The organism is Pseudogulbenkiania sp. NH8B (assembly GCF_000283535.1).
GTDB classification, from domain to species: domain Bacteria; phylum Pseudomonadota; class Gammaproteobacteria; order Burkholderiales; family Chromobacteriaceae; genus Pseudogulbenkiania; species Pseudogulbenkiania ferrooxidans.
In genome coordinates, this window is record NC_016002.1 from 1,999,408 (window position 1) to 2,021,271 (window position 21,864).

Below are 21,864 nucleotides of genomic sequence, written 5' to 3' on the forward strand. Positions count from 1 at the left end.
CCCTACGCTATTTCAGGGCCTGCGCTCTTCCGAGAGGAGGGAACCAAGAGACGTTCTAGCCGTTCTTCGGCTTTACTGAGGTTCCGCCGGTACTGTCCCGCTTGACGATGTTGCCACAGCATACCGCTGAGTAGAAATGATATACCAAGGCCATTCACCCAGAGCAGGGCCTTGCGTCGGTCGGCTGCTCGCTCCGCTGACAAAGTGGGATACAGCTCTTGGGCCTGGCGCTCCAAATCACGACGAACGCGTTGGCTTGAGGCATCTATTGATTGATGCTCCAGGACGCGAATCTGATTCTGTAGCAGTTCAGCCTTGCTTGGGGCGACTATTCCGAATCGGTAGGCCCCCATGAAAATGAGTAATGCCAATATCCAACTTACCAGGCCGAATGCAAGAATGTGGACTACCTTCGCGCTGCTTGAAAAATCAAGCAAACGGGGGCGGGGCAGTACTGCAGCTTGGTGAAGTAGCTGCCCCCAACTTGCCATCATTCTTTTGCGATGACCTGTATCAGTGTTCCGCACCTCGACCAGCCAAGATTGCCCATGCACTTCGATGCCGGCGACTGTTACGCGATGTCCTACCCGGACCGCTATGCCTCCGTTGTGTAACCGCAGTGGGATTTCTTTGCCATGCTCATCGCGCAGCCAGATTTCTTGCTTCTCCGTGACATGTGTGACTAGCTGAGGGACATTGACATAGCCCCCGTACGGGCCAACATAACCGCCGCCTCCTGATAGCTGCTCTACCTTTGTATTGCTCCACGTCTGCCGGTCGGCGACCTCCCAGGTATGACTCCGTACCGTGACCGATGTGCCATTGACATCCACACGGCCGCTAACACCCCTTGTAGCGCTACTGCTGTCCATAAGAGTCTTTTCATTCGGTATTGATAGCAAATATTCACTTATAGTTGTCTATTTTGCAACTATAGGCCGTCGAGCAAATTCGTGTGCAGCAGGATGCTCTCCGTATGGAAAAAGTATCCAAACCACATGCTGCACGGATGGTCTTTGCTAAAAACCTGCGGCAGGTACGACGCTTGAAAGAAGTGTCACAGGAGGCATTGGCACTGCAGGCCGGCCTGAGCCGAACGTATGTGTCAGAAGTTGAGCGCGGGGAGCGAAATGTCTCAATAGATAATATGGGGCTATTGGCTGATGCGCTTGGCGTGAAGCTCAAAGATCTTCTTGACCCAGAAATGCTCAAGACGCTGTAGGTGCGTCTAATGCGGCTTCTGGAACTTCGGGCAGGGGGAGGGCTGGTTGCTCGCTCGGAAACCAATCGAGCTCGCATCCAGACAATGGCAAATGCTGACCGACTGCTGGCGACCGGCACGAACTGATTCATGGAAAAGACAATGCCCAACATCCGATCACTTGATATGAAGCTTGTTGACGACCTCTTTGAGATGGGTAGCGGTTATGTGCTTGATTTTTCCGACCGCACGATGGCCGTCTTCTTCGCCGAGGAGCTTAACGTTGATATCAATGATCCCGCGTATCGGGAACAGGGTACATCGAAGGCCAAGCGGTTGCGGTGTTACTTGAACAAGGTCGAGCTGGCAGCGTCGATTAAGGCACTTAAGGCCTTGTGGGAATACCGCGAGGCAACAAGGCAGGGGGCCGGACGTGAAGAGTGGGTCCCCAATGCTGAAGGGCGCTTCCTCTCACTACTTAACCGTATACAGGGTAAGCCTGATCAAATGGCAGCACAGGGCGAGCCACCCAAACCTGCGTTCGATCGCCCGAAGCTCGTTGCCTTGAAGCAGCGGCTCATTAATCTCGCCGCCTTGGAGCCTCAGCCACGGGGCTATGCGTTCGAAACGTGGTTGCGCGATATGTTCGATCTATTCGGGCTCGCAGCTCGCGAGCCCTTTCGCCTTCGTGGCGAGCAGATCGACGGGAGCTTTGTTTTGCAGGGTGAGACCTACCTGGTAGAGGCGAAGTGGCAGTCAGCACCGACCGGAGCGGCGGATCTTCATGCTTTTCATGGAAAGATTGAGCAGAAGGCTGCATGGACTCGCGGTCTGTTTGTCAGCAACAGTGGCTTCACGCCGGAGGGACTTGCCGCCTTTGGCAAGGGCAAGCGTGTTATCTGTATGGACGGTCTCGACTTGTACGAAACGCTTGATCGCGAGCTGCCGCTCAATCATGTGCTGGAGCGCAAAGTGCGCCGTGCTGCGGAGACGGGTCTCCCATTTGAGCGGGTACGCGACCTCTTTGCGAGATGAATTAACCCGCATATTTCAAAAGTGCTCCCTGGGTGAAGAGGGCGTCTGGATTACCGTATAACCACTCCACTTTTTCCAGAGCGTTCGCCCCAGATACTTCACCGAGCGTAGTGACTCATTGCGCGCCTGATCGTCCAGAGAACTCCCTGTCTACTTAATATCGGGGGGCGTCACCTATGCAGGCTTGATTCCAGCGTCACCGACCGCATCTATATGTACTAATTGCCAAAAATCGGTGGGCTGTACCAGGGACAGGCCGCGATGGACAAGTGAAAGGAAGGGCAGATGGTCGCACAGCAGGATCATGAGTATGCAGTCATGGGTGGAACTGAACGTGCCAAGATCGGACGTTACTTGAGCATCGCCTCAAGCACGATATCTGCAGGACTGGTCTTTACCTTGTTAGCTGCAGTTGATCTGGCCAAAACCTTTGGAATGAACGTCAATGTGCCCCCTGCGCTCCTGTCGTTGCTTGGTGCTGGTATGGTGTTCGGCGTCCTGTACTGGGTCCTGAATAGGTATGCCTGGAAGTGGCCTCTGATCGACCGCCTGCTGAAAGTACCCAATCTAGCTGGCACCTGGGATTGTCAGGGCCAGTCGCTTCACCCCGACGGGACTGTCGCTCACCAATGGAATGGCGAAGTCACCATCGCCCAGAGCTGGGACAAGCTGCGGATACGACTCAAAACGACGCAGTCAGGCTCAAGCAGCATGGCCGCTGCGCTCGCCACCGATAGCATCGATGGTTTTATCTTGCTTTATCAGTATCGGAATGATCCCAAGATGGGGGAGCCTGAGCTTGCGTCGCATATTGGCTGCGCAGTCGTCACCATCGCAAGCAATCTTACATCGGCCACCGCCGAATACTTCAATGGCGGTGGTCGTTCGACCTTTGGCAAGATGAACTGGACGAAGAGGCAGTGATGGCAGCAGATATCAACAAACGCCTAGGCCAATTGCGCGCGCGTCGTGATGGAACCGATCGCATGGCAATGGATTCCGCTGTACTGGCTGAACTCATGGCGAAGGCGCTTCATCCAAGTGTAGAACCGTGGGAGAAGCGAGGAAGTGCGTACCAGCCTCACACACGCTATGCCATCGGTGCGATGCAGCCCGTCAGCGACTCCTACACTCGTGTCAGCGTGCAGACTGCGGAGCGAGTTATCAACCAGCTGCATGACCGGCTCGCTCAAGCGGGTATTGATGCCGAATTCAGACTACAAGGCTCCGTCCCGCTGGACGTCCATATCCGGCGCGTGAGCGATGTCGATTTGCTGGTCATCGAAACAAGCTTCCTGACCTACATGACGTCCGGGGCCATGGCACAGCGCGGAGATTATTTTCCAACCACCAAGACATCCGGCGGAGTGCTTAGTCAGCTTCGCGTCCAGGTCGAGGCGGATCTCGACGACGCCTTTCCTGCAGCTAACGTGGACAAGACTGGCGCAAAGGCAGTCAAAATCTCCGGTGGGTCGCTGCAGCGTTCCGTCGATGTTGTTCCCTCGCACTGGCTCGATAGCGTCGAATATCAGTCCAGCAGAAGCGAGGTTGATCGTGGTATCAAAATTTACAACAAGTACACCGGACAGACGATCGAGAACTTTCCGTTCCTTCATATCGCCCTGATCAAAGAGCGGTGTGATGCTGTTGGCGGCGGCCTTCGTAAGGCGATTCGTCTTTGCAAAAGCGTGAAGGCCGATGCAGATCTGGATATCCAATTACCGAGCTTCGATATCGCCGCAACCATGTACCACGCAAACCTGAACAACCTGCGAATGGGGCAAAATTTTGATCTAGCCGTTCTGGCGGAGACCCAGCGCTTCCTTGATGTACTAGCATGTAACCACGAATATGCGAAGACACTAAGAGTTCCGGATGGTAGTCGGGCAATCTTTGATACAAATGAAAAGCTTCAAGGGCTGGTGAACATGTCCATCGAAATGGATGAGCTTTTAAGCAATGTATACAGGGAGAATGCACTGGGAGGAGGCAATGCCCCGTCGCTCGTCGAGATGCGTAGCACTGTGCAAGCTTTAGCCATATAGCCGATTCTACTATGGCATGGGATATCGGCACTCTGGTTATTCTGTGCCAGATAAATGAGTTTAAGCTGTTGTTGTGATAACTGGCCAGCTTCGGCTGGCGCTTACGTAAAGGCGGGGCGATTAAGCATTTATCAACGAACCATCAATTTTTGGAATGCTTGGTGATGTGCCCCAAAATCAATCATCCGCCGTAAGGACAATGCGGTCGGCACTACAAATGGAGTCAGAATGGTCGGCCGCGTCATTAATCTTTTCATGTGGGGATACCAAGAGAGCTACAGAATACATATTCGATTGCTGGCTCGAGATGTCCTTAAGGAGTTGGGGGCGCCGGCAGAGGCCGAGGTGTTACTTGTCGGGGCGCGTAGCCCGGATAGCAAGAACCCGAATCCAGTGTGTGTAGAGCCGGAAGGTGGGAAGTGGCTCCTGTCATTATTCGATGGCTTGCTCGATTCGATAGAATCGACTTATCGCGACCACCACTTGCAGAGCATAATTTACGGCGACGAACCCAGTATGCGCGACAAGCCGGAATGGATGCGCCGCGACTCAGTGCGTACCTCAGTTGGCAAGTCACTCAAGGCCTTCGACGCCGCACACGACGTAACATCGTTCTACGGTGAGGTCCGGCGTATAGGTGATTATTATGTCACCCCGATCGTGCAGATTCCCAATGCTACCCTCTTGCAGTTTCCTCCGTTGCCCTCTAAGCCAATCAAGAAGGGGCACTCTGGATGGGGGTATCGCAGCCTAATCCACGCGGCAATGGCTGCAGTTCTTCATGAAGCTACTGAGGAGTTACATAATCCAGACCCGGGGCGCTTTACTCACCACGGCATGAGAAGCGCGGAGGAGGTCGTGCGTATCGCGGCGAAAAACTTTATGCATACGCCAGGGCTATCGGTCGAGCAACGATACATCCATACCGATCTTTTCGATGCACTGAACCTTGTCTCCTCTCTCATGTATGAGGGGACAAAAGGTGTGGGCCACCTCATACTTGCGAACCCCGAGAACGACGCTGTCGAGTTCATGGCTAAGTTTGCTGAGCCAGTGACTTTTCGTGAGCCGAGATGGGTTCGGAAAGTGCTACAGATGGCGACGACAGGTGTTGGAATCATCGCAGACAGTCGGTATATCTACGGACTGGGGCACTTGAAGGATTCGTACGACTCCAGCGCACAGGATGCGTTCACAGTTGATTTCATCGATCACTATCACTGGGAGTTGCGCTGGGGCAATCAAGGGCTGCTTCGCAGTCACTATGCGGTGCCAAAACTTCCGCAGGAACCCTTCAACAAGGCCGCCTTCCTTGCTAACTATGCTCGGTTGTTTCCACAGTCGTCACAAGAAAATGGATTGCACCTGTGGAATCTGCTGCTGGCCCAGGTTCGCCAAGAACACGGCAGTATGATCGTCGTTGCGGGAGATGCAGCAAGCGAAGCACGCAGGCTCAGTAAGCAAGGCACCAGTATCGTGCCAACCCTTCTTTCTGAATCGTTGCTCCGGAGTGCCAGTGGAATCGACGGCACCATATTGCTCGATCCCTCTGGCTTGTGCCACGCTATAGGGATCATTCTCGACGGTGAAGCGACCGATCAGTGCACACCTTCACGGGGATCACGATATAACTCTGGCGTGCGCTACGTGGCGGCGGGCAGCCGTCAAAGGCTTGCTATTGTCGTGTCGGATGATCGCACGGTCGACATCATTCCTCGGCTTAGACGATTGGTCTGTCGTACTCGGATTGAGCAACATGTTACCGGGCTGGAAGAGGCAACACTCGATAATTTTCATGACTCTAGAAATTGGTTGGACGAGCATCGCTTCTACGTTAACGCCGAGCAATGTTTCCGGATTAACCGAGCGCTCGAGAGGCTAGATTCTCTTCCGAGGGAGGGAGGCCTGATCTATTTTGAAACAAAAAGATTTGAAGTTCACCCCGAAATGAACGAGAGCTATCTCACTGACTAACGGAAAGGATCATCGCGAAAATAGCTACTCGGGTGCTTTGCCAGTACCTAGCAACAAAATAACGACAAAATTTGATCCAACATGACCGCGAAGAGTGACAACCACGGAGCCCAAAGAAACCACCCAAACCAGGGTTGCACAAAAATTCGGACACGCCTGTTCTACAACCCGAAGCGCCGACATGGTTCTGCCAATGGGCTATCGCCGGTAGAGTTTGATAAGCAATATTTCCAACGGCTCAAGAGTGTCTAGAGAGGCTGGAGCCATTCACCCGGCTCTGAATAACCGCCAGTTTTTTTGCTGAGCACTCTTCGACCTAAGCAGTCGCTTAAGCCTACAATGAGCAATGGCTGCTTTCACATCGGGAAAGCAGCCATTAACGTATCTAGTAAATGAGAAGCGATTCAGGGCATCAAAACTCGTACTTCTCCTTGCGCTGAATGAAGGCATCTCGCCCGCCTTCCAGAATGCTTGCCACCTGATCTCGAATCACAGGCACGTCAATGGAGCCTTGTGCTTCCAGTCCGAGACACCCTTGATTCTCAGCGGCCGTGAACACGCCAATCCACTCGGCGTCTCCAAACACGGGGATGTTTGCGTTGTGTGTAGCGAACAAGAACTGACGACTGGTCTTCGCCTCCCTCAGCTCGGCGACGATCCGATCCGCAATGAAGGCGTTATCTAGATTGTCCTCCGGCTGATCCATCAGAAGAGGATCAACGTTCTCCAACAGCAGCATATGCAGGATTGCAGTGCACTGCTGACCCGTAGAGAGCTTATTGAGCGGACGGAAAACAGGATCGGCTTGGCCATGCGCGACATTCAAGAAAATGTCCACGCGATGCTCTAGCTCCAAGGCCTCCAACTCCATGAGCTGATGCGACTGGAGCTTGGTGAGGGCATCGGCCACCATCTGCGTGACTCCCCAATCCAGTTGCACGTCGGCTGATCCTTTCTGTATCGACTGGGCAAGCGACAACGGACTGATCGTTTCGGCTTCCGCGATGAACGCAAGCCGCTTTTCACCCACGCCATCCAACTTGCACCCAAGCAGGAACGTCATCAATGGAGTACGGTCAGCCTCCGGCACGATTTCCACCTTGAGCTTGCCCTCAAGTCGCTTGTTCAGCCTCTTCGCGGCCTTCTGCAACGCTTGTATACGCTGCCCACGCAAATCGGATAACTCGGCCAACAGGTTTCGCCGCTCCTGACGCAAGGTGTCGCGCTGAGACTCATGCGTAGTTGCCCGCGACTTCATGGGCTTGATGCGCTCGATCTCCCCCATCAACTTCTGATATGCAACGCCGACCTCCTGCCCACTCTTTCCAGCAGTGGCGGGCAACGTCCGAAGCGTCTTTTCCAACTCGGCATCGTGTCCCTGAATGGCCTGCTGCCATGCACCATGCTGAGTAAAGAACTGTCCTGCCTTTTCATCAAGCAAGGCCTGCATGGCGGTCAGATGATCGGTGAATCCCTGCTTGAGTCCATTCAGCATCGTGCGCATAGCGAGCAACTGGGCAGCGTCAGGTAATCCCTCAAGGGCCTCATCGTTGATGAAGGCAAGATCGGGCAAGCTGTCACGCAACTCCGAAAGCGCATCTCGAAAGCTCTGCACGCCATCGGTAGCGGTCTTGGCAATCTCTCGCTCGCATGCAAGCAATGAGGTCTTGGCCAGCTTTTCCTTGATCCCCAGCTCATCAAACCCGCGAAGCTGCTCTTCCAGCTTGGGCAGGCGCTCAACCTGCGCATTCAGCTCGTCAAGATCGGTCAGTGACTTCGTGAGCTTCTGCTGGTTGTCCTTCAAGCGCCTATGCACGTCAGCGCTCTTCGCCTCGTACTCCCCATCTTGAGGTAGAAATCGATCCAGCAACTGCACCCGGCTGGCTTCATCTTGGGCCAGCTCATAAATCTCGTTCTGGCCATAAATGTCGATGCCTGGCAGCAGGTCGCGGGGGAGCAGGGTGGAGATATTACCGTCCATGTCGTGCACCATCGGCGGCTCACCATAACGGCGGGAGATGATGTACTGCTTGCCGTTCTGGGCAGAGGACACCACCGTCAGCTCTACCCGACCGGCTGACCGGCCAAGGTTTTCCCTGATGATCTCTTGGTGGAGCTTATGGGCCTGCTTGCCTTTGGGTGGGAAGTCCAAGGCGAAACGCAGGCATTCGAGCAAAGTTGACTTACCCGTTCCACGGCCACCGATCACCGTGTTGAGATGGTCGGAAAAATCTACCCGGACGCCATCGAGGTAGCCACCGGCCACCGTCATGCGCACCACCTTACCAATCGGGCTTTGGGCTTGCTGGGAGTTGAGCCGGACACGCGACCCCGGATCGAGGAAGGCGACCTTGAACGCAGCGAAAGTGGGCCGTGTCATCTTGATGAAGCACGTTGCGCTCGGCTGATCCAAGTCATCAGGCTTGGCAACATCCTTGGCATTGATCGCTGCCACAGGGCGCTCACGCCGGTAGCCATCGTCCTTGTTCAAGAACACCTTCCGATAGAAATCACCCTCGATGCTCGTCAGGTCGTCTATCGACCCCGGAATTTGGGCTGCCCGCAGCTTGGGGTGCTTCCATACGTGGTTCAGGCGGTTTTTCAGCAGCCCGCTCTCCTGTGTGCAATGAGCCGCATAGATAAACCCGCCGAGTAGATCGACCTCTGCGATTAGCTCCTCCGAACTCAGACGGGAAGGCCGGATGCCATCTGCTGGATCATGCAGCTTGAGGTTGCCAAGGTAGCGATCAAGCTGCTGTACCGTGGTGTCCTCGGGGAAGAGGCAGACGTAATGCGTTTTGTCGTTTGAGGCGATCTCGAAGCCGGGAAACACCACAATCCCGTACGGCTGCAACACCTGACGCAAGGCGTCGACACTGGCCACGCTGCCGTGATCGGCCAAGCCCACAACCGCGATGCCTAGCTCAAGACACTTTTGGAGCAAGGCTTGGTTGTATCCGTCTTCGTCCAACCCATGATTGGCACCTCTATAAGTGCCGTTGTAACCGACAGGATTGACCTGCAGCGCGCAGCGCCAAAATCTCGCGTAGGTGTATTGATCGCTCATAAGAGATTCTGCTAGTTAGCTGATAGCAGTCATGCTAGCACAATAGCATGAGCTGTAGCTTTGGCCGAACTTCAGACGAGCGCTCTGAATCAAGGATGACCACTATCAGGACTAGGGGTTAGAAATGGCCAGCGAAGATTCACCGGAATCTACAGCCTTGCGTGCCTACGTCAAAAATGTAGAAGAAATCAACCTGGTCGCGTATTTTCTGCCAGACCCATGAGATAGAGCTGCTGGGGTCGCCGGGCCAATTCAAAGTCATCACAGCATGCTTGTAGAATTTGGGTATCGTAACCGCATACGCACCTGAGGGGACCGTCTAGGTTGATGTCGGTCACGTATCTTGAGATGTTCGTTTCTAACTGCGGATTCGACCCGTGGTTGCGCCTGCTTTTCGCCCAACGCGGCTGTTGGCGTGTTGAAAAAGCAGACCTTTAACGCTAGCCATAACTGGGGCCAAGAAGCACAAGCGACACTTTATTGGGGGTAGTGGTCGTGGCATTGTTAATTTTTTTCAAAATTAATCTTGAAGCTTACTTCTCTTTCAATATTCTGAGAAAAATCAATAAAGCTAAAGCCATCTTTGGTACCAATATGCTTAAAGCAAGTCAAAAATTCACGATACTCTTGGTCGTCAATGAAACAATTTGTGTCTTTACTGGAAAACGGAACAATAAAAATATACAGGTAGCATGTAAATCTAAATTCTCCAACCAGATACGGCAGTGTCGTACTTTCATTGTTTCTTAAGTACAAAATAATCTCAGGTCGTCGCGTAAAAAATGCATGGCTATTCAATACCGCCACTTTGGGTAAAGCGTTCGCTTCTTTCTGGTTCCTTATCCATAGAATGGTGTCTTCAAAATAACTCAAGTGCTTAGAATCAATCACACTTAACGCAAACTTACACAGAGCCTTGTAAAGATTTTGTATCTTTAACTTATTTCCAATTTTAAAAGATACACTCTCCGGAACCTCGGTGCTATCATTGCCTGGATTACTTTGAATGATGGCTATGGATAGATTGCCCTCGCCACCATTAAACAGTTTAAAATCTTTTCCATTCAGCTTTGGGATGTTGTTTTCTTTGTTTTTTACCCCATAAATTGTCCTTGCCATGTCGTGATAATAAATGAAATCCCTTTCAATGTTCTCATCAAAAAACTCATTGCATCCATCGCACTCATCGTTCAGGATAAGAATTTTATTCCCAAGAGCCTCGGAGATTGCATGAGCCTCTTTGCTAAAGCTTACATTGGGAATTTTTTCATGACAAAACCTGCATACTCTATTAACTTTTAAATTCTCTCCAATCTTTATCTTCTTGCCTTTATCTAAATCAAAGGTCACTAGCTCATAATTTTCCATCAGATTGCCAAATAGCAACCTTACTTCATCCTCGCTGAATTCATTCCGAAACCCATTCAGGCAATTTAATTCGTTTTCAGCTTCGTATTTTTGCGCGGTCGTTAACTCTACCGGCGGGAGAATAAAAAACCATTCGTCGGGGTTTAATTTATTGAATTGTGAGCCTAGCTGCTGAATCTGGGGTAGCGCACTCTTGTATTTTGATATAAATCTTCCCAGTTTATTTTTGAACTCTTCAGTATTTCGATGCTTGTAATCAATATTAATTGTTTGGCTTGTTGCTTCATGCTGCGCATCGAATACCCAAAGGAAGTCATGAACCACCTCGCTTTGCTCTGCGGCATAACCAATATCAAGAATCCCTCCTAATTGGTTAGTAGAGAAAAACTGAATTCTAAAGTGCTCCATTGCCTACCTTCCTAAGACTAATAGTTTACGCTTGGGCCTGCGTAACAACGGATAGTGATGACACAGGCAGAGTAGTCATGAAACCCATGGCATTCATTCTCTTGGTATATCAGTGTCAGTGCAAGAAGGCAACTATACCGGACGCATGTTGGGCTCTGTGACTACTTCTGGCAAGCTGGGGTAAAGGTCTGCATTTGGCCGGTTGCCGCCTGATGCCGCTTTATTTCAGAGTGGAGCTGCCATCGACCCAAAACGGAAGTTGGCTGCTTCGAGATCGGGGCGTTCAGGAATGCCGCCTTCAGCAGCTTGTCCGCTGCAAGGTCTTGTAGCACTCTAGGCTCCTATATTCCATTCTGGATTAATCCATTCTGATGTCCAATCAAGTTTTTCAGATATGGCTGCTATTTGTGTGTACTCTTTAAAGTAGGCGTCAACAATTGTTTTATTGGTTATATAAAGTGAGTTTTCCAAGGAGTTGGTTGCATTTTTTGATAGGTTAAATGAGCCAGTCCAAACGGCATATGGCTCCATTATATGGACTGGGTAGCCGCAATCGGAAACTAATTCTACGTTTGCAAAAACCAAGAACTTATTATGCATCCTAGGAAACGCTGCTTTTTTATTTGTGTTACTGCATCCAACGCATCTGACTGGCTCTAACGAATGGTCCTTGTCTAAAGAGGTAGCTCCGAGTATCCAGGAATCAAACTCTCCTCTTTGAATGGAGCACTTGAGTTTTGAATAGCATTTACGGAGCCAGTCTTTCCACTCTTTGGCAGACTTGTTATCTCCATCTGGTCTCAGAAAGTCTTCTTTCTGAACTACGATTTGAACATATTCGAGGTGTGAAAGTGCTTCAAGTATGTTTTTGCTAGTTAGCCAAGCAACAGCTCCAAAAACAGCGTTACCTTTCTGAAGGTGCTCAATAAGCTTACTTTCAATATTCCTGAAATAGACAGAAACGCCATTGTCATCGCTTACGCTATTATCTTCTAGCTTAAGATAATCCCAAATCCCATCATTTTTTAATTGGAACTCATTTAAATTCATGCTGATTGACTATGAACTGTTATTAAACGGACCTGCGGGGTTCGTATATGAATTGATGTACATGCACGAATTGTGCATATAGAGTCTATCGCCCAGCAAGGAAGTTTGCTTGGCTGTCTGCTTTCGGGACAAATCGTCAATGCCCGGTTGCGGCCAAAATCGGATGCTTTCTGCCTGATCCACGAACGTCCACAATGGCCGACCTGCTGCCCCCTGGCGGGAGCCGTGGCAGATCATCCGCCAAAGGCAGTCGTACGATTAGCACCGAGCGAATAGCAAGTCTCCATCACAGAAGAACCCTTGGGGCTATTTTGCAGCCGAACGCCAGCTTTCTTCGAGACCGGTCATATGGCAGTCACGGATCAGGCTTCCTCCTTTTTGCGGCAGCATGCCACCCCGCACGACGGTAAGTCGTAGTCGGGAGGACTGACAGAGCCCTGATCTCGTAGAACGACGCCCGCGTGCCTTCTCGCACGAGCTTCGCGTGTAGAGCACAACGCGCAGACCTCAAAGCTCGCTTTCGCGGAGCTCCTGTTCAACCTCTCGTTCGATGCTGCGTTCAAGCTGCTCGCGATGTTCCTTTAGCCATATGCGGACATTATCGTTAGTTTCGACCTCCAAATTGGCGTCCAAAGCCGCGAGCTTTCGACGATAATGCTCGCTAGCTGGCCCGCCCCAGCTCTCGGAGAAGTTGTTGGCGTGCAAGCTGCGCCGAACCTTCTCTATGGCACCGTAACGTTCAAGCATTAGCCGCGCAAAGGTAGCCGGTTCATCCGGCCTAGCAATGTTCGGCGGGCAGTGCTCGGCAAGAACCCATGCGCGGTCTTCGGCATCGACATCCACCCATTCAAAGACCATCGATGGAGGGAAGGCATCAATGCCTGCGTCGTCGGCCCCACGTATTGATCGACCACCCCGGAGCCAGTTCAGGAGATGCCAGGTCCCGAGCTCTTTTCGTTGCATCTCTAACCGCCGCGCAATGGCTGGCCAGATGATAGCGGACTTTGCCTCTGCCGCTTTGGAGAGGAACTTCAACGGTTCAGGGTGGAAGCCAGAGGTGATGCTGTTTACGTTAGCGAAGTTGGCAATGCACCGCACTGCAAGCTTTGCTCCAGCGTCGGGATCGAAGTCGAGCAGGCGGTTTGCGAGCTCATTCCAGCGAAACTGCAGCATGTTGTTCGAATGCTTGCTTGCCGCCCCCTCGACGAATACTGCCGAATTCAATACCCGCTCGATACGGATCGACAAGGTGCTTAATTCGTCAGGATGGCCTCGCAGCCGAGAATCAAGAATGTCCATCGCCGCATCGGGCGCGCTCGGATCGTCGCCCTCCAGCAGCAGATCGACGATGCCTTCGAGCACATTCAGTGGCAACTGGTTGACTACACCGCCATAGACGAACAGCCGGAAAGCCTTCGGATCGATGTCCCCCTGCCTAGCCATGCTCAGTAGCGCCTTAGCGATGCGATAACTCATCCCCGAACGCCAGATGAGGCTAGGCACGGAACTACGAATCTCAGCATTTGCCAACAAGTTCTCGACGATTTGCTCCCACAAATCGATCTTCTTGGCGTGCAATGCAGCGAGATAGCCTCCAATGAAGAAGTCGGACCGATGCTCGCCAGCATTGATCCATGTCGAAATGATGGGGGGCCACAATTTAAAGTCATCGGTTTGACCGAGAAGCTGGCCAAACTGGAATCCGTTCTTGGCCTCGTCCGTGACAAGCCATGCCAGCTCGGGTACCAGCAACGCCGGGGCTGCCACAGCGTCGGCGACAAGCTGAATTAGCTCCGGTCCCGCCGCATCGGAATACTGCCCCTCAGCGTCGAAGTTGTCCTCAATCAGCTTCATGCCCGCATGGCGGCGCAACTTATTAGAGAAGGAGGACTCCGTCAGTTCAGCACAGATGATATGGAGCTCAGACTTAACTGTTTCAGGCAGCTCCTTACCCTCGTAGTGAAGGGTAGCCACGATGGTCTCGATGCACTGCTCGCGCAGGTCTGGCATTGTGGCGGCACGGCGCAGGAAGGCTAGGACCGTGTTGGCCAGTGGGACAATCAGGATGAGGCTTCTAATGTGGCTCAAAATCGCCGTGGCTGCCTCCGTGGCTTCCGTCGCAGGCAGGTAGTCAACAGCTTCTTCCAGCAACCTCACATGGGCGGCATACGCGTCGTACAGCTCCCCGTAGGTCTTCGGCATCCAGCGGTCAGGCAGACGTCGTAGGCCGATCACCTCGTCGATGCTAGTCCGGCTCATGAAGGGGTCAAGGCTCTTACCCAGGGCCTTAACGGCAATTTCTCTTCGGAACGGCACTTCGCTACGCAGTAACTTGTACAGATAGTCAATCTTGTCGACGGGCGAAAGTTCAGACGCGGCAACAGGCCCATATCCAAGACCGAACAGTTCGATAAAGACGCCTGTCGAGTTGTTGGACCAGCTCTCGTTCTCTGCCTCGGCCAGAAGTAGCAAGCATTCCGCAGCTTCGAAGAACGTCTCAGCGGGGATAGCGAGCTGTTCGAGCCGCTGGACTGCGGTACGACGCGCATCGCCTTTGAACTCGTGCCGGACCTCAACAGTTTCAGCACCCAAGGCAGCAGCAAAACGGCGCAGGGCTGCCTTGGGTCTAGCCTGCGCTATCGCGAAAAAAAGGCTAGCGCCACCAGCGGTTTGGTAGCCCGCCAACGACGCAAACACCCCACCTTCACCCATCAGACGCTCGGCCCAGACTATCGCCGCCTTTGACTCCCTGACGAACATGAGCATCTCGTCGAAATGCTCCTGCATACGGGCCCCGAGACCCTCGCGCAGCTGTTGCACATTCACTGCGTTCGAGTACTTATCGAACCAACTTTTCCACATGGCCACATGGAGCAGCTTCGGCGAGATCAATAGCGTTCGTGGTCCCTGTAGCACACGGCGATTTCGCAGCGCGTCGACCGAGCGAGATAGCCTCAGCTGAGAAAAATTTTGGTCGAGCTGCTTCAGTACAGCCAGCACCGCAGCTTGAACTGCCGGCCCATCCTCTGTTTCCCACGCAACTTGCCGGAATAGCGACAGCGTCCGTATCACTGCCAGCCTATCTTGCCCCTCGGCGGAATCGATTTTGTGGGGCGCGCATACGATACGGTCCCAGAGCCCGTCTAGGTGAGCCAGTTGCTGAGCGGGCTGCTGATCAGGGTTATTCTGGATGTATTGGCCCAGCCGATGCGCCGCCCGGGGCGATCCCTCGCATAAGGTTGCCAACCAGTTTGCGTCGTTCGGGGGGATGCCGTAGCCCTTGAAGATGTCTGCTACTACTGGTTGTTCGAGACGCGGCACGTCGATTACTTGCGTGTTCGCATGCGCACTGCCAGGCTCTGCCACATTGTTGGCTGTTACAAGCAGCATCTTGGTCGCCAGCTTCTTGAACAGTGCCGTCAAACCCTCCGCGGTCTCTAAATCACATTCATCAGCGACTAGGATGATGGTCGTCTTCGACGCCATCTGTCGCAAAACCATCATCGGCGCGCTCCCAAGGGCTTGCTCAGGGTCCCGGCAGTACAGGACGCAGCCACTAAGTTGCGAAGCGCTCAACGCACGATACATGAGGTGGGTCTTGCCGGCACCTGCGTCGCCAAGCACACGCACGTGCTGGAAACCATTGATGCTGTTGGCCGATCGCGTAATCTGCTCGGTAGCTCTGTCAAGCTCCGCGGTGCTCTGGTAAACGTCGATCTCGAGGTCGCAGGAGTCCGCCATGAACGACAGGTCATGGAAGACAGCGTCGTCGTAGCCTTGTACGCGGTTCAGACGCATCGCGATACCGGGAGCTAGCACCTTGATCGCTGAGCACAACTGGTTCGCACGGATAATCCGCACCTCTACCTGCGCAAACGACGGATCAATGGACGCCATGAACTCGCTGATTTGGGTCGCGCCGTGATCGTCGGCGGTTCCAACGAGATCCGAGCCGAAAAGCACAACGACGAAGGTCCCACCCTTCTCGAAACAGCTAAGCACTCGCGGCTGGAGCTCTTCCTTTGTACGCTGATGGTCGCCTTTTGCGAACTTAGGCTGGACAAGCAACGACCTAATATCAGAGGCCGTCGAGGCAGAGAAGCTCCCAGTCTTGATTTGATAGCGGGTCAGACCTTCGGAGATCAGGCCTGCCGGCAGCACTACTCCGGACAGGCCGGCTACCTCGGCGTCGATTCCGCCGTCTGCGACGTTAATTGCGGCAGGAACGTCGACGTTAGTAATGGGAATGCCAACCTTGGCAGCCTCTATGACAAGAAGTTGCCGGAACAGATCGACGGCTTGGCCAGCGTCGATCTGGGTCAGATCGTCGGTCCTAACGTCAAACGGACCCGAAGTGTCGGTCGGTAGAGCCATCGCTGCTCCTCTGGTAAGGCATCAAGTATCCCATATGTTACTGTACGCAGCGGCATTGATGACGTTTGACACCCAAATACCCACAAGAAGGTCACTTCCTCACCGGATATCTGTTACTCGTTCGGAGAATGTTCCGGCAAGCGGTTACTTCCGAGCACATCATGAAAAAGGCCCTGTAATGACAGGGCCTTTCCTTTGCGTAAAGCAATATTTCATACTTTGACTATCGGAAATTGCAAATTTTGGCTACAAAATTTCAAGCTTTCCGATTTCTGACACTTATCAATCCCAGCTCAACGCTCCGCCGGTCTGGTACTCGGTAACCCGCGTCTCAAAGAAATTCTTCTCTTTCTTCAAGTCGATCATCTCGGACATCCACGGGAAGGGGTTGGTCACGCCTGGGAACATCGGCTCCAGGCCGATCTGCTGCATGCGGCGGTTGGCGATGAAGCGCAGGTATTCCTTGAACATGGCGGCGTTGAGGCCCAGCACGCCGCGCGGCATGGTGTCTTCGGCGTAGGCGTATTCCAGTTCCACCGCGTGCTTGAACAGGCCGGTGATCTCGGCCTTGAATTCTTCGGTCCAGAGCTGCGGGTTTTCCTGCTTCACGGTGTTGATCAGGTCGATGCCGAAATTGCAGTGCATGGATTCGTCGCGCAGGATGTACTGGTATTGTTCGGCGGCGCCGGTCATCTTGTTCTGGCGGCCCAGCGCCAGGATTTGCACGAAGCCGACGTAGAAGAACAGGCCTTCCATGATGCAGGCGAACACGATCAGCGACTTGAGCAGTTGCTGGTCGGTTTCGGTGGTGCCGGTCTTGAATTCCGGGTTGCACAGGGTGTCGATGAACGGGATCAGGAACTCGTCCTTGTCACGGATGGACTTGATCTCGTGGTAGGCGTTGAACACTTCGCCTTCGTCGAGGCCCAGCGATTCGACGATGTACTGGTAGGCATGGGTGTGGATGGCTTCGTCGAAGGCCTGGCGCAGCAGGAACTGGCGGCATTCCGGCGCGGTGATCTGGCGGTAGGTGCCGAGCACGATGTTGTTGGCGGCGAGGCTGTCGGCGGTGACGAAGAAGCCGAGGTTGCGCTTGACGAGGCGCATTTCGTCTTCGGAAAGCTGGCCGGTTTTCCACTGTTCGATGTCGCGCTGCATGTTCACTTCTTGCGGCATCCAGTGGTTGGCGCACTGCGCCAGGTATTTTTCCCAGGCCCACTTGTACTTGAACGGGACGAGCTGGTTGACGTCGGTCTGGCCGTTGATGACGCGCTTGTCGCTGGCGTTGACGCGGCCGGTGCCGTGGGCGTCCATCGAGTTGTTGGCGGCGGTCACGGGGGTGATCGGGTCTTCAAAGCTCAGCATGCGGATACTCCTGGTTATTCTTTCTAAAGTGTTTCGATGGGCTTCGGCCAACCTTCAAAGGTTGGCCGAAGCCCGATGTTTCAATGCCATTCCGAAACCAGCTCGGCGGAGCCGGCTTGAGAATGGGGCAGGGGGCTGGCCCTGCCGATTGCGGCCCGGTCGAAGGGCGACGCGGCGCTTCTTCTGTCTTGCGGCCGCGGTTGCCTGCCGATCTACTTCAGTAGCCGCCGTTCACCCGGCCGGTGAGCGGGCGGATGGTGATTGACGACAAGTCGTTCACCTTCCACACCCGGCGCATGTGGCCGAAGTCGCGGCGCTGCGCGTCGCGCAGTTCCACTTCCGGCCGGTAGTTGAGGTCGAACCACACTTCGCCGAGGTAGACCGTTTCGCCCTCGCGGATGTCGAACGGCTTGTTCAGCGCAAAGTGCGTGACGCGGTGATAAGAAGACCACCACAGGTCGTCGTCGCTCCACTGGCCCCAGGCGTCCTGCAGTTCGTAGCGCCCCGGCGGCAGCGCCACCAGTTGCAGCTTCCCTTCCGCCGGGCTCATGCCTTCTTCGCCGAACACGGTGTCGGTGTTGAAGCTGGCCCAGACCGTACCGTGCCGGCTGTTGTCCAGACCGCGCCAGTTGAGGTTGGCGCTGGCGCTGTCCGGCGTGAAGGTGCGCACCGTCATCGAAAAGATCGCGTAGCCCTGGCCCGGCGGCGGCTTCAGCGAGCCGTGCAGCTGGTCGGCCATGGTGGTGCAGCCGGCGAGCAGGGCGATGACACACAGCAGCAGTAAACGGCGCATGACAATCTCCTCGGCGACGTGAGGTCGCATGGGGTTTTGACTGGCCGGACGGCTACCGGGTTCGGCTCATCCTGAAGCCGGCTCGGGGAACCGGCTTGGAGATGAGGGGTTGGCCGAAGCGGGCTTCGCTTCGGCCAACCTTGGCGGGGAACGCCCCATTCCTTCGCAACGCTACACTTGCCTTGCTCAGTCAGGGGCTTCCGCTCTACTTCTACATTATTGGCAAACCTCGCATGCCTTGCGGGCCTGGCGATTCACCGCGCAAGGCGGCGAATCGCATCCGGGTTGTTGCTTCGCATCAACCGCCGATGGTTCCGCTTGCCTTATTGGCAAGCCTCGCAGTCGGGGTTGTCGATCGAGCAGAACTTGGCGTCGGTGGCCGGGGTGTTGTCCACTTCCGGCGCGGCGCTCACGGCCGGGGTGGTGGCCGATACCGCGTTCAGCTCGCCGCCGCGGCCGGTCGACTTCTCGGCGCTGGTGGCCGCCAGGGTGCGCAGGTAGTAGGTGGTCTTCAGGCCGCGAACCCAGGCGTACTTGTACAGCTCGTCCAGCTTCTTGCCCGAGGCGCCGGCCATGTACAGGTTCAGCGACTGCGCCTGGTCGATCCACTTCTGGCGGCGGCTGGCGGCGTCCACCAGCCATTTCGGGTCCATCTCGAAGGCGGTGGCGTAGATCGCTTTCAGTTCGGCCGGGATGCGGTCGATGCGGCCCAGGCTGCCGTCGAAGTATTTCAGGTCGGAAACCATCACTTCGTCCCACAGGCCGAGCTTCTTCAGGTCGCGCACCAGGTGTTCGTTGGTGACGGTGAATTCGCCCGACAGGTTGGATTTCACGAACAGGTTCTGGTAGGTCGGCTCGATCGAGGCGGACACGCCGATGATGTTGGCGATGGTCGCGGTCGGGGCGATGGCCAGGCAGTTCGAGTTGCGCATGCCGTGTTCCTTGATGCGCTCGCGCAGCTTGTTCCAGTCCAGGCGCTCGGTGCGGTCCACGTCGAGGTAGCCGCCGCGTTCGGCCGCCAGCAGGTTGATGCTGTCGTGCGGCAGCACGCCGCGATCCCACAGGCTGCCCTTGTACGACGGGTAACGGCCGCGTTCCTGGGCCAGTTCGCTCGACGCCCAGTAGGCATGGTACGCCACCAGTTCCATCGATTCATCGGCGAACTCGACCGCTTCCTGCGAGGCGTACGGGATGCGCTTCATGTGCAGGCAGTCCTGGAAGCCCATGATGCCCATGCCGACCGGACGGTGCTTCAGGTTGGAGTTGCGCGCCTTCTTCACCGGGTAGAAGTTGATGTCGATGACGTTGTCCAGCATGCGCATGGCGATGCGGATGGTGCGCTGCAGCTTGGCGCCGTCGAGCGTGCCGTCGGCCTGCATGTGGCGGGCCAGGTTGACCGAGCCCAGGTTGCACACGGCGATTTCGTCGTCGTTGGTGTTCAGCGTGATCTCGGTGCACAGGTTGGAGCTGTGAACCACACCCATGTGGCCTTGCGGACTGCGGATGTTGCACGGGTCCTTGAAGGTGATCCACGGGTGGCCGGTTTCAAACAGCATGGTCAGCATCTTGCGCCACAGGCTCAGGGCCGGGATGCGCTTGGATACCTTGATCTCGCCACGGGCGGCCATGGCTTCGTATTCCTGGTAGCGCTTTTCGAAGGCGGCGCCGACCAGGTCGTGCAGGTCCGGGCACTCGGACGGCGACAGCAGCGTCCACTCGGCGCCGTCCATCACGCGCTTCATGAACAGGTCCGGAATCCAGTTGGCGGTGTTCATGTCGTGAGTGCGGCGGCGGTCGTCGCCGGTGTTCTTGCGCAGTTCGACGAATTCCTCGATGTCGAGGTGCCAGGTTTCCAGGTAGGCGCATACCGCGCCCTTGCGCTTGCCGCCCTGGTTGACCGCCACGGCGGTGTCGTTGACCACCTTCAGGAACGGCACCACGCCTTGCGACTTGCCGTTGGTGCCCTTGATGTGCGAGCCCATGGCGCGCACCGGGGTCCAGTCGTTGCCGAGGCCGCCGGCAAACTTGGAGAGCAGGGCGTTTTCCTTGATGCCTTCGTAGATGCCGTCGAGGTCGTCCGCGATGGTGGTCAGGTAGCAGCTGGAGAGCTGGCTGCGGCGCGTGCCGGAGTTGAACAGCGTCGGGGTGGACGACATGAAGTCGAAGCTCGACAGCACGTTGTAGAACTCGATGGCGCGCGCTTCGCGCTCCACCTCGTTCAGCGCCAGACCCATGGCGACGCGCATGTAGAACGCCTGCGGCATCTCGATGCGGGTGCCGTTCACGTGCAGGAAGTAGCGGTCGTACAGGGTCTGCAGGCCAAGGTAGCCGAATTGCAGGTCGCGGCTGGCGTCGAGTGCGGCGCCCAGTTTTTTCAGGTCGTACTCGCCCAGACGCTCGTCCAAGAGTTCGGCGGCGATGCCCTTCTTGATGGCCTGCGGGAAGTAGCTGACGTAGCACTCGCCCATTTCTTCCTGGCTGACGGCTTCGCCGAGGATTTCCAGGCGGATGTTGTTGAGCAGCAGGCGGGCGGTGACGTAGTCGTAGGCCGGGTCCTGCTCGATCATGGCGCGCGCGGCCAGGATGGCGGACTTGTTGACTTCTTCTTCGCTGACGCCGTCGTAGATGTTCTTCAGCGTTTCGGTGAGGATGGCGTCGACGTCGGTTTCGGCCAGACCGGTGCAGGCCGATTCGATGGTGGCGCGCAGCTTGGCGATATCAAGCGGCAGCTTGGCGCCGTTCTTGCGTACTACGTTGATGGTGATCTGGGTCAGGGCTTCGCCACGGGCGGCGCGCTCGCGCGAGCGCTCTTCACGGTACAGCACGTAGGCGCGGGCCACGTCATGCTCGCCGGCGCGCATCAGCGACAGCTCCACCTGGTCCTGGATGTCTTCGATGTGGATGGCGCCGCCTTCCGGCTTGCGGCGCATCAGCGCACTCACCACCATCTCGGTCAGTTGGGCGACCTTGTCGCGGATGCTGGCGGAGGTCGCGCCTTGGTGCCCCATGATCGCCAGGAAGGCCTTGGTCATGGCGATGGAAATCTTGACCGGTTCGAACGGTACGACGGCGCCATTGCGGCGGATGGTCTTGTACTGGCTGAAGTCGGCTTGCGGTGCGGCGGCTCGGCCGAGCTCGGCGGCAGTTTGCCCTTCAAAGGTGGTCAGTTGCATGGGGCCCTCTT

At 55.2% G+C, this 21,864-nt stretch carries 12 protein-coding genes; 5 read left to right on the top strand and 7 right to left on the bottom strand.

Annotated features, from left to right (window positions below; all coding sequences use genetic code 11):
- The first annotated feature begins 976 nt into the window (after nucleotides 1–976).
- The 5 genes from NH8B_RS09230 to NH8B_RS09250 all read left to right on the top strand — a co-directional run bounded on the left by NH8B_RS09230 (nucleotide 977) and on the right by NH8B_RS09250 (nucleotide 6,255).
- Nucleotides 977–1,222, top strand: a complete 246-nt coding sequence (locus NH8B_RS09230) for a helix-turn-helix domain-containing protein (protein ID WP_014087061.1) — start codon at nucleotides 977–979, stop codon at nucleotides 1,220–1,222.
- A gap of 129 nt (nucleotides 1,223–1,351) precedes the next feature.
- A complete protein-coding gene (locus tag NH8B_RS09235) occupies nucleotides 1,352–2,236 on the top strand; it encodes a restriction endonuclease (protein WP_198408198.1) in 885 nt (294 codons plus the stop codon).
- A gap of 285 nt (nucleotides 2,237–2,521) precedes the next feature.
- The gene (locus NH8B_RS09240; RefSeq protein ID WP_014087063.1) at nucleotides 2,522–3,160 is read left to right on the top strand and encodes a Cap15 family cyclic dinucleotide receptor domain-containing protein; all 639 of its coding nucleotides are present in this window, start codon (nucleotides 2,522–2,524) and stop codon (nucleotides 3,158–3,160) included.
- The gene (locus NH8B_RS09245; RefSeq protein WP_014087064.1) at nucleotides 3,160–4,281 is read left to right on the top strand and encodes a hypothetical protein; all 1,122 of its coding nucleotides are present in this window, start codon (nucleotides 3,160–3,162) and stop codon (nucleotides 4,279–4,281) included. The genes NH8B_RS09240 and NH8B_RS09245 overlap by 1 nt, the downstream gene beginning before the upstream one ends.
- A gap of 228 nt (nucleotides 4,282–4,509) precedes the next feature.
- A complete protein-coding gene (locus NH8B_RS09250; RefSeq protein WP_014087065.1) occupies nucleotides 4,510–6,255 on the top strand; it encodes a hypothetical protein in 1,746 nt (581 codons plus the stop codon).
- A 412-nt stretch (nucleotides 6,256–6,667) separates the two neighbouring features.
- On the opposite strand, the gene NH8B_RS09255 is transcribed toward NH8B_RS09250, so the two are convergent.
- The 7 genes from NH8B_RS09255 to NH8B_RS09280 all read right to left on the bottom strand — a co-directional run bounded on the left by NH8B_RS09255 (nucleotide 6,668) and on the right by NH8B_RS09280 (nucleotide 21,853).
- On the bottom strand, nucleotides 6,668–9,322 hold the full coding sequence (locus tag NH8B_RS09255) for a TrlF family AAA-like ATPase (protein ID WP_014087066.1): 2,655 nt from the start codon (nucleotides 9,320–9,322) through the stop codon (nucleotides 6,668–6,670).
- Between the two features lie 504 nt (nucleotides 9,323–9,826).
- Nucleotides 9,827–11,098 carry an HNH endonuclease gene (locus NH8B_RS09260; protein WP_014087067.1) on the bottom strand — a complete coding sequence of 424 codons (1,272 nt, stop codon included), beginning with the start codon at nucleotides 11,096–11,098 and terminating at the stop codon, nucleotides 9,827–9,829.
- A gap of 333 nt (nucleotides 11,099–11,431) precedes the next feature.
- A complete protein-coding gene (locus NH8B_RS20445; protein ID WP_014087068.1) occupies nucleotides 11,432–12,148 on the bottom strand; it encodes a phospholipase D-like domain-containing protein in 717 nt (238 codons plus the stop codon).
- Between the two features lie 507 nt (nucleotides 12,149–12,655).
- Entirely contained in the window at nucleotides 12,656–16,522 is a 3,867-nt protein-coding gene (locus tag NH8B_RS09265) for a hypothetical protein (RefSeq protein WP_014087069.1), read from the bottom strand.
- Between the two features lie 282 nt (nucleotides 16,523–16,804).
- The gene (locus NH8B_RS09270; RefSeq protein WP_008954077.1) at nucleotides 16,805–17,887 is read right to left on the bottom strand and encodes a ribonucleotide-diphosphate reductase subunit beta; all 1,083 of its coding nucleotides are present in this window, start codon (nucleotides 17,885–17,887) and stop codon (nucleotides 16,805–16,807) included.
- 217 nt (nucleotides 17,888–18,104) lie between these two features.
- Nucleotides 18,105–18,680 (bottom strand): hypothetical protein, encoded by a 576-nt coding sequence (locus NH8B_RS09275; RefSeq protein WP_014087070.1) that lies wholly within the window; start codon nucleotides 18,678–18,680, stop codon nucleotides 18,105–18,107.
- A gap of 323 nt (nucleotides 18,681–19,003) precedes the next feature.
- Nucleotides 19,004–21,853: a ribonucleoside-diphosphate reductase subunit alpha gene (locus NH8B_RS09280; protein ID WP_014087071.1), complete on the bottom strand. Its 2,850-nt coding sequence runs from the start codon at nucleotides 21,851–21,853 to the stop codon at nucleotides 19,004–19,006.
- Between the last annotated feature and the right edge of the window lie 11 nt (nucleotides 21,854–21,864).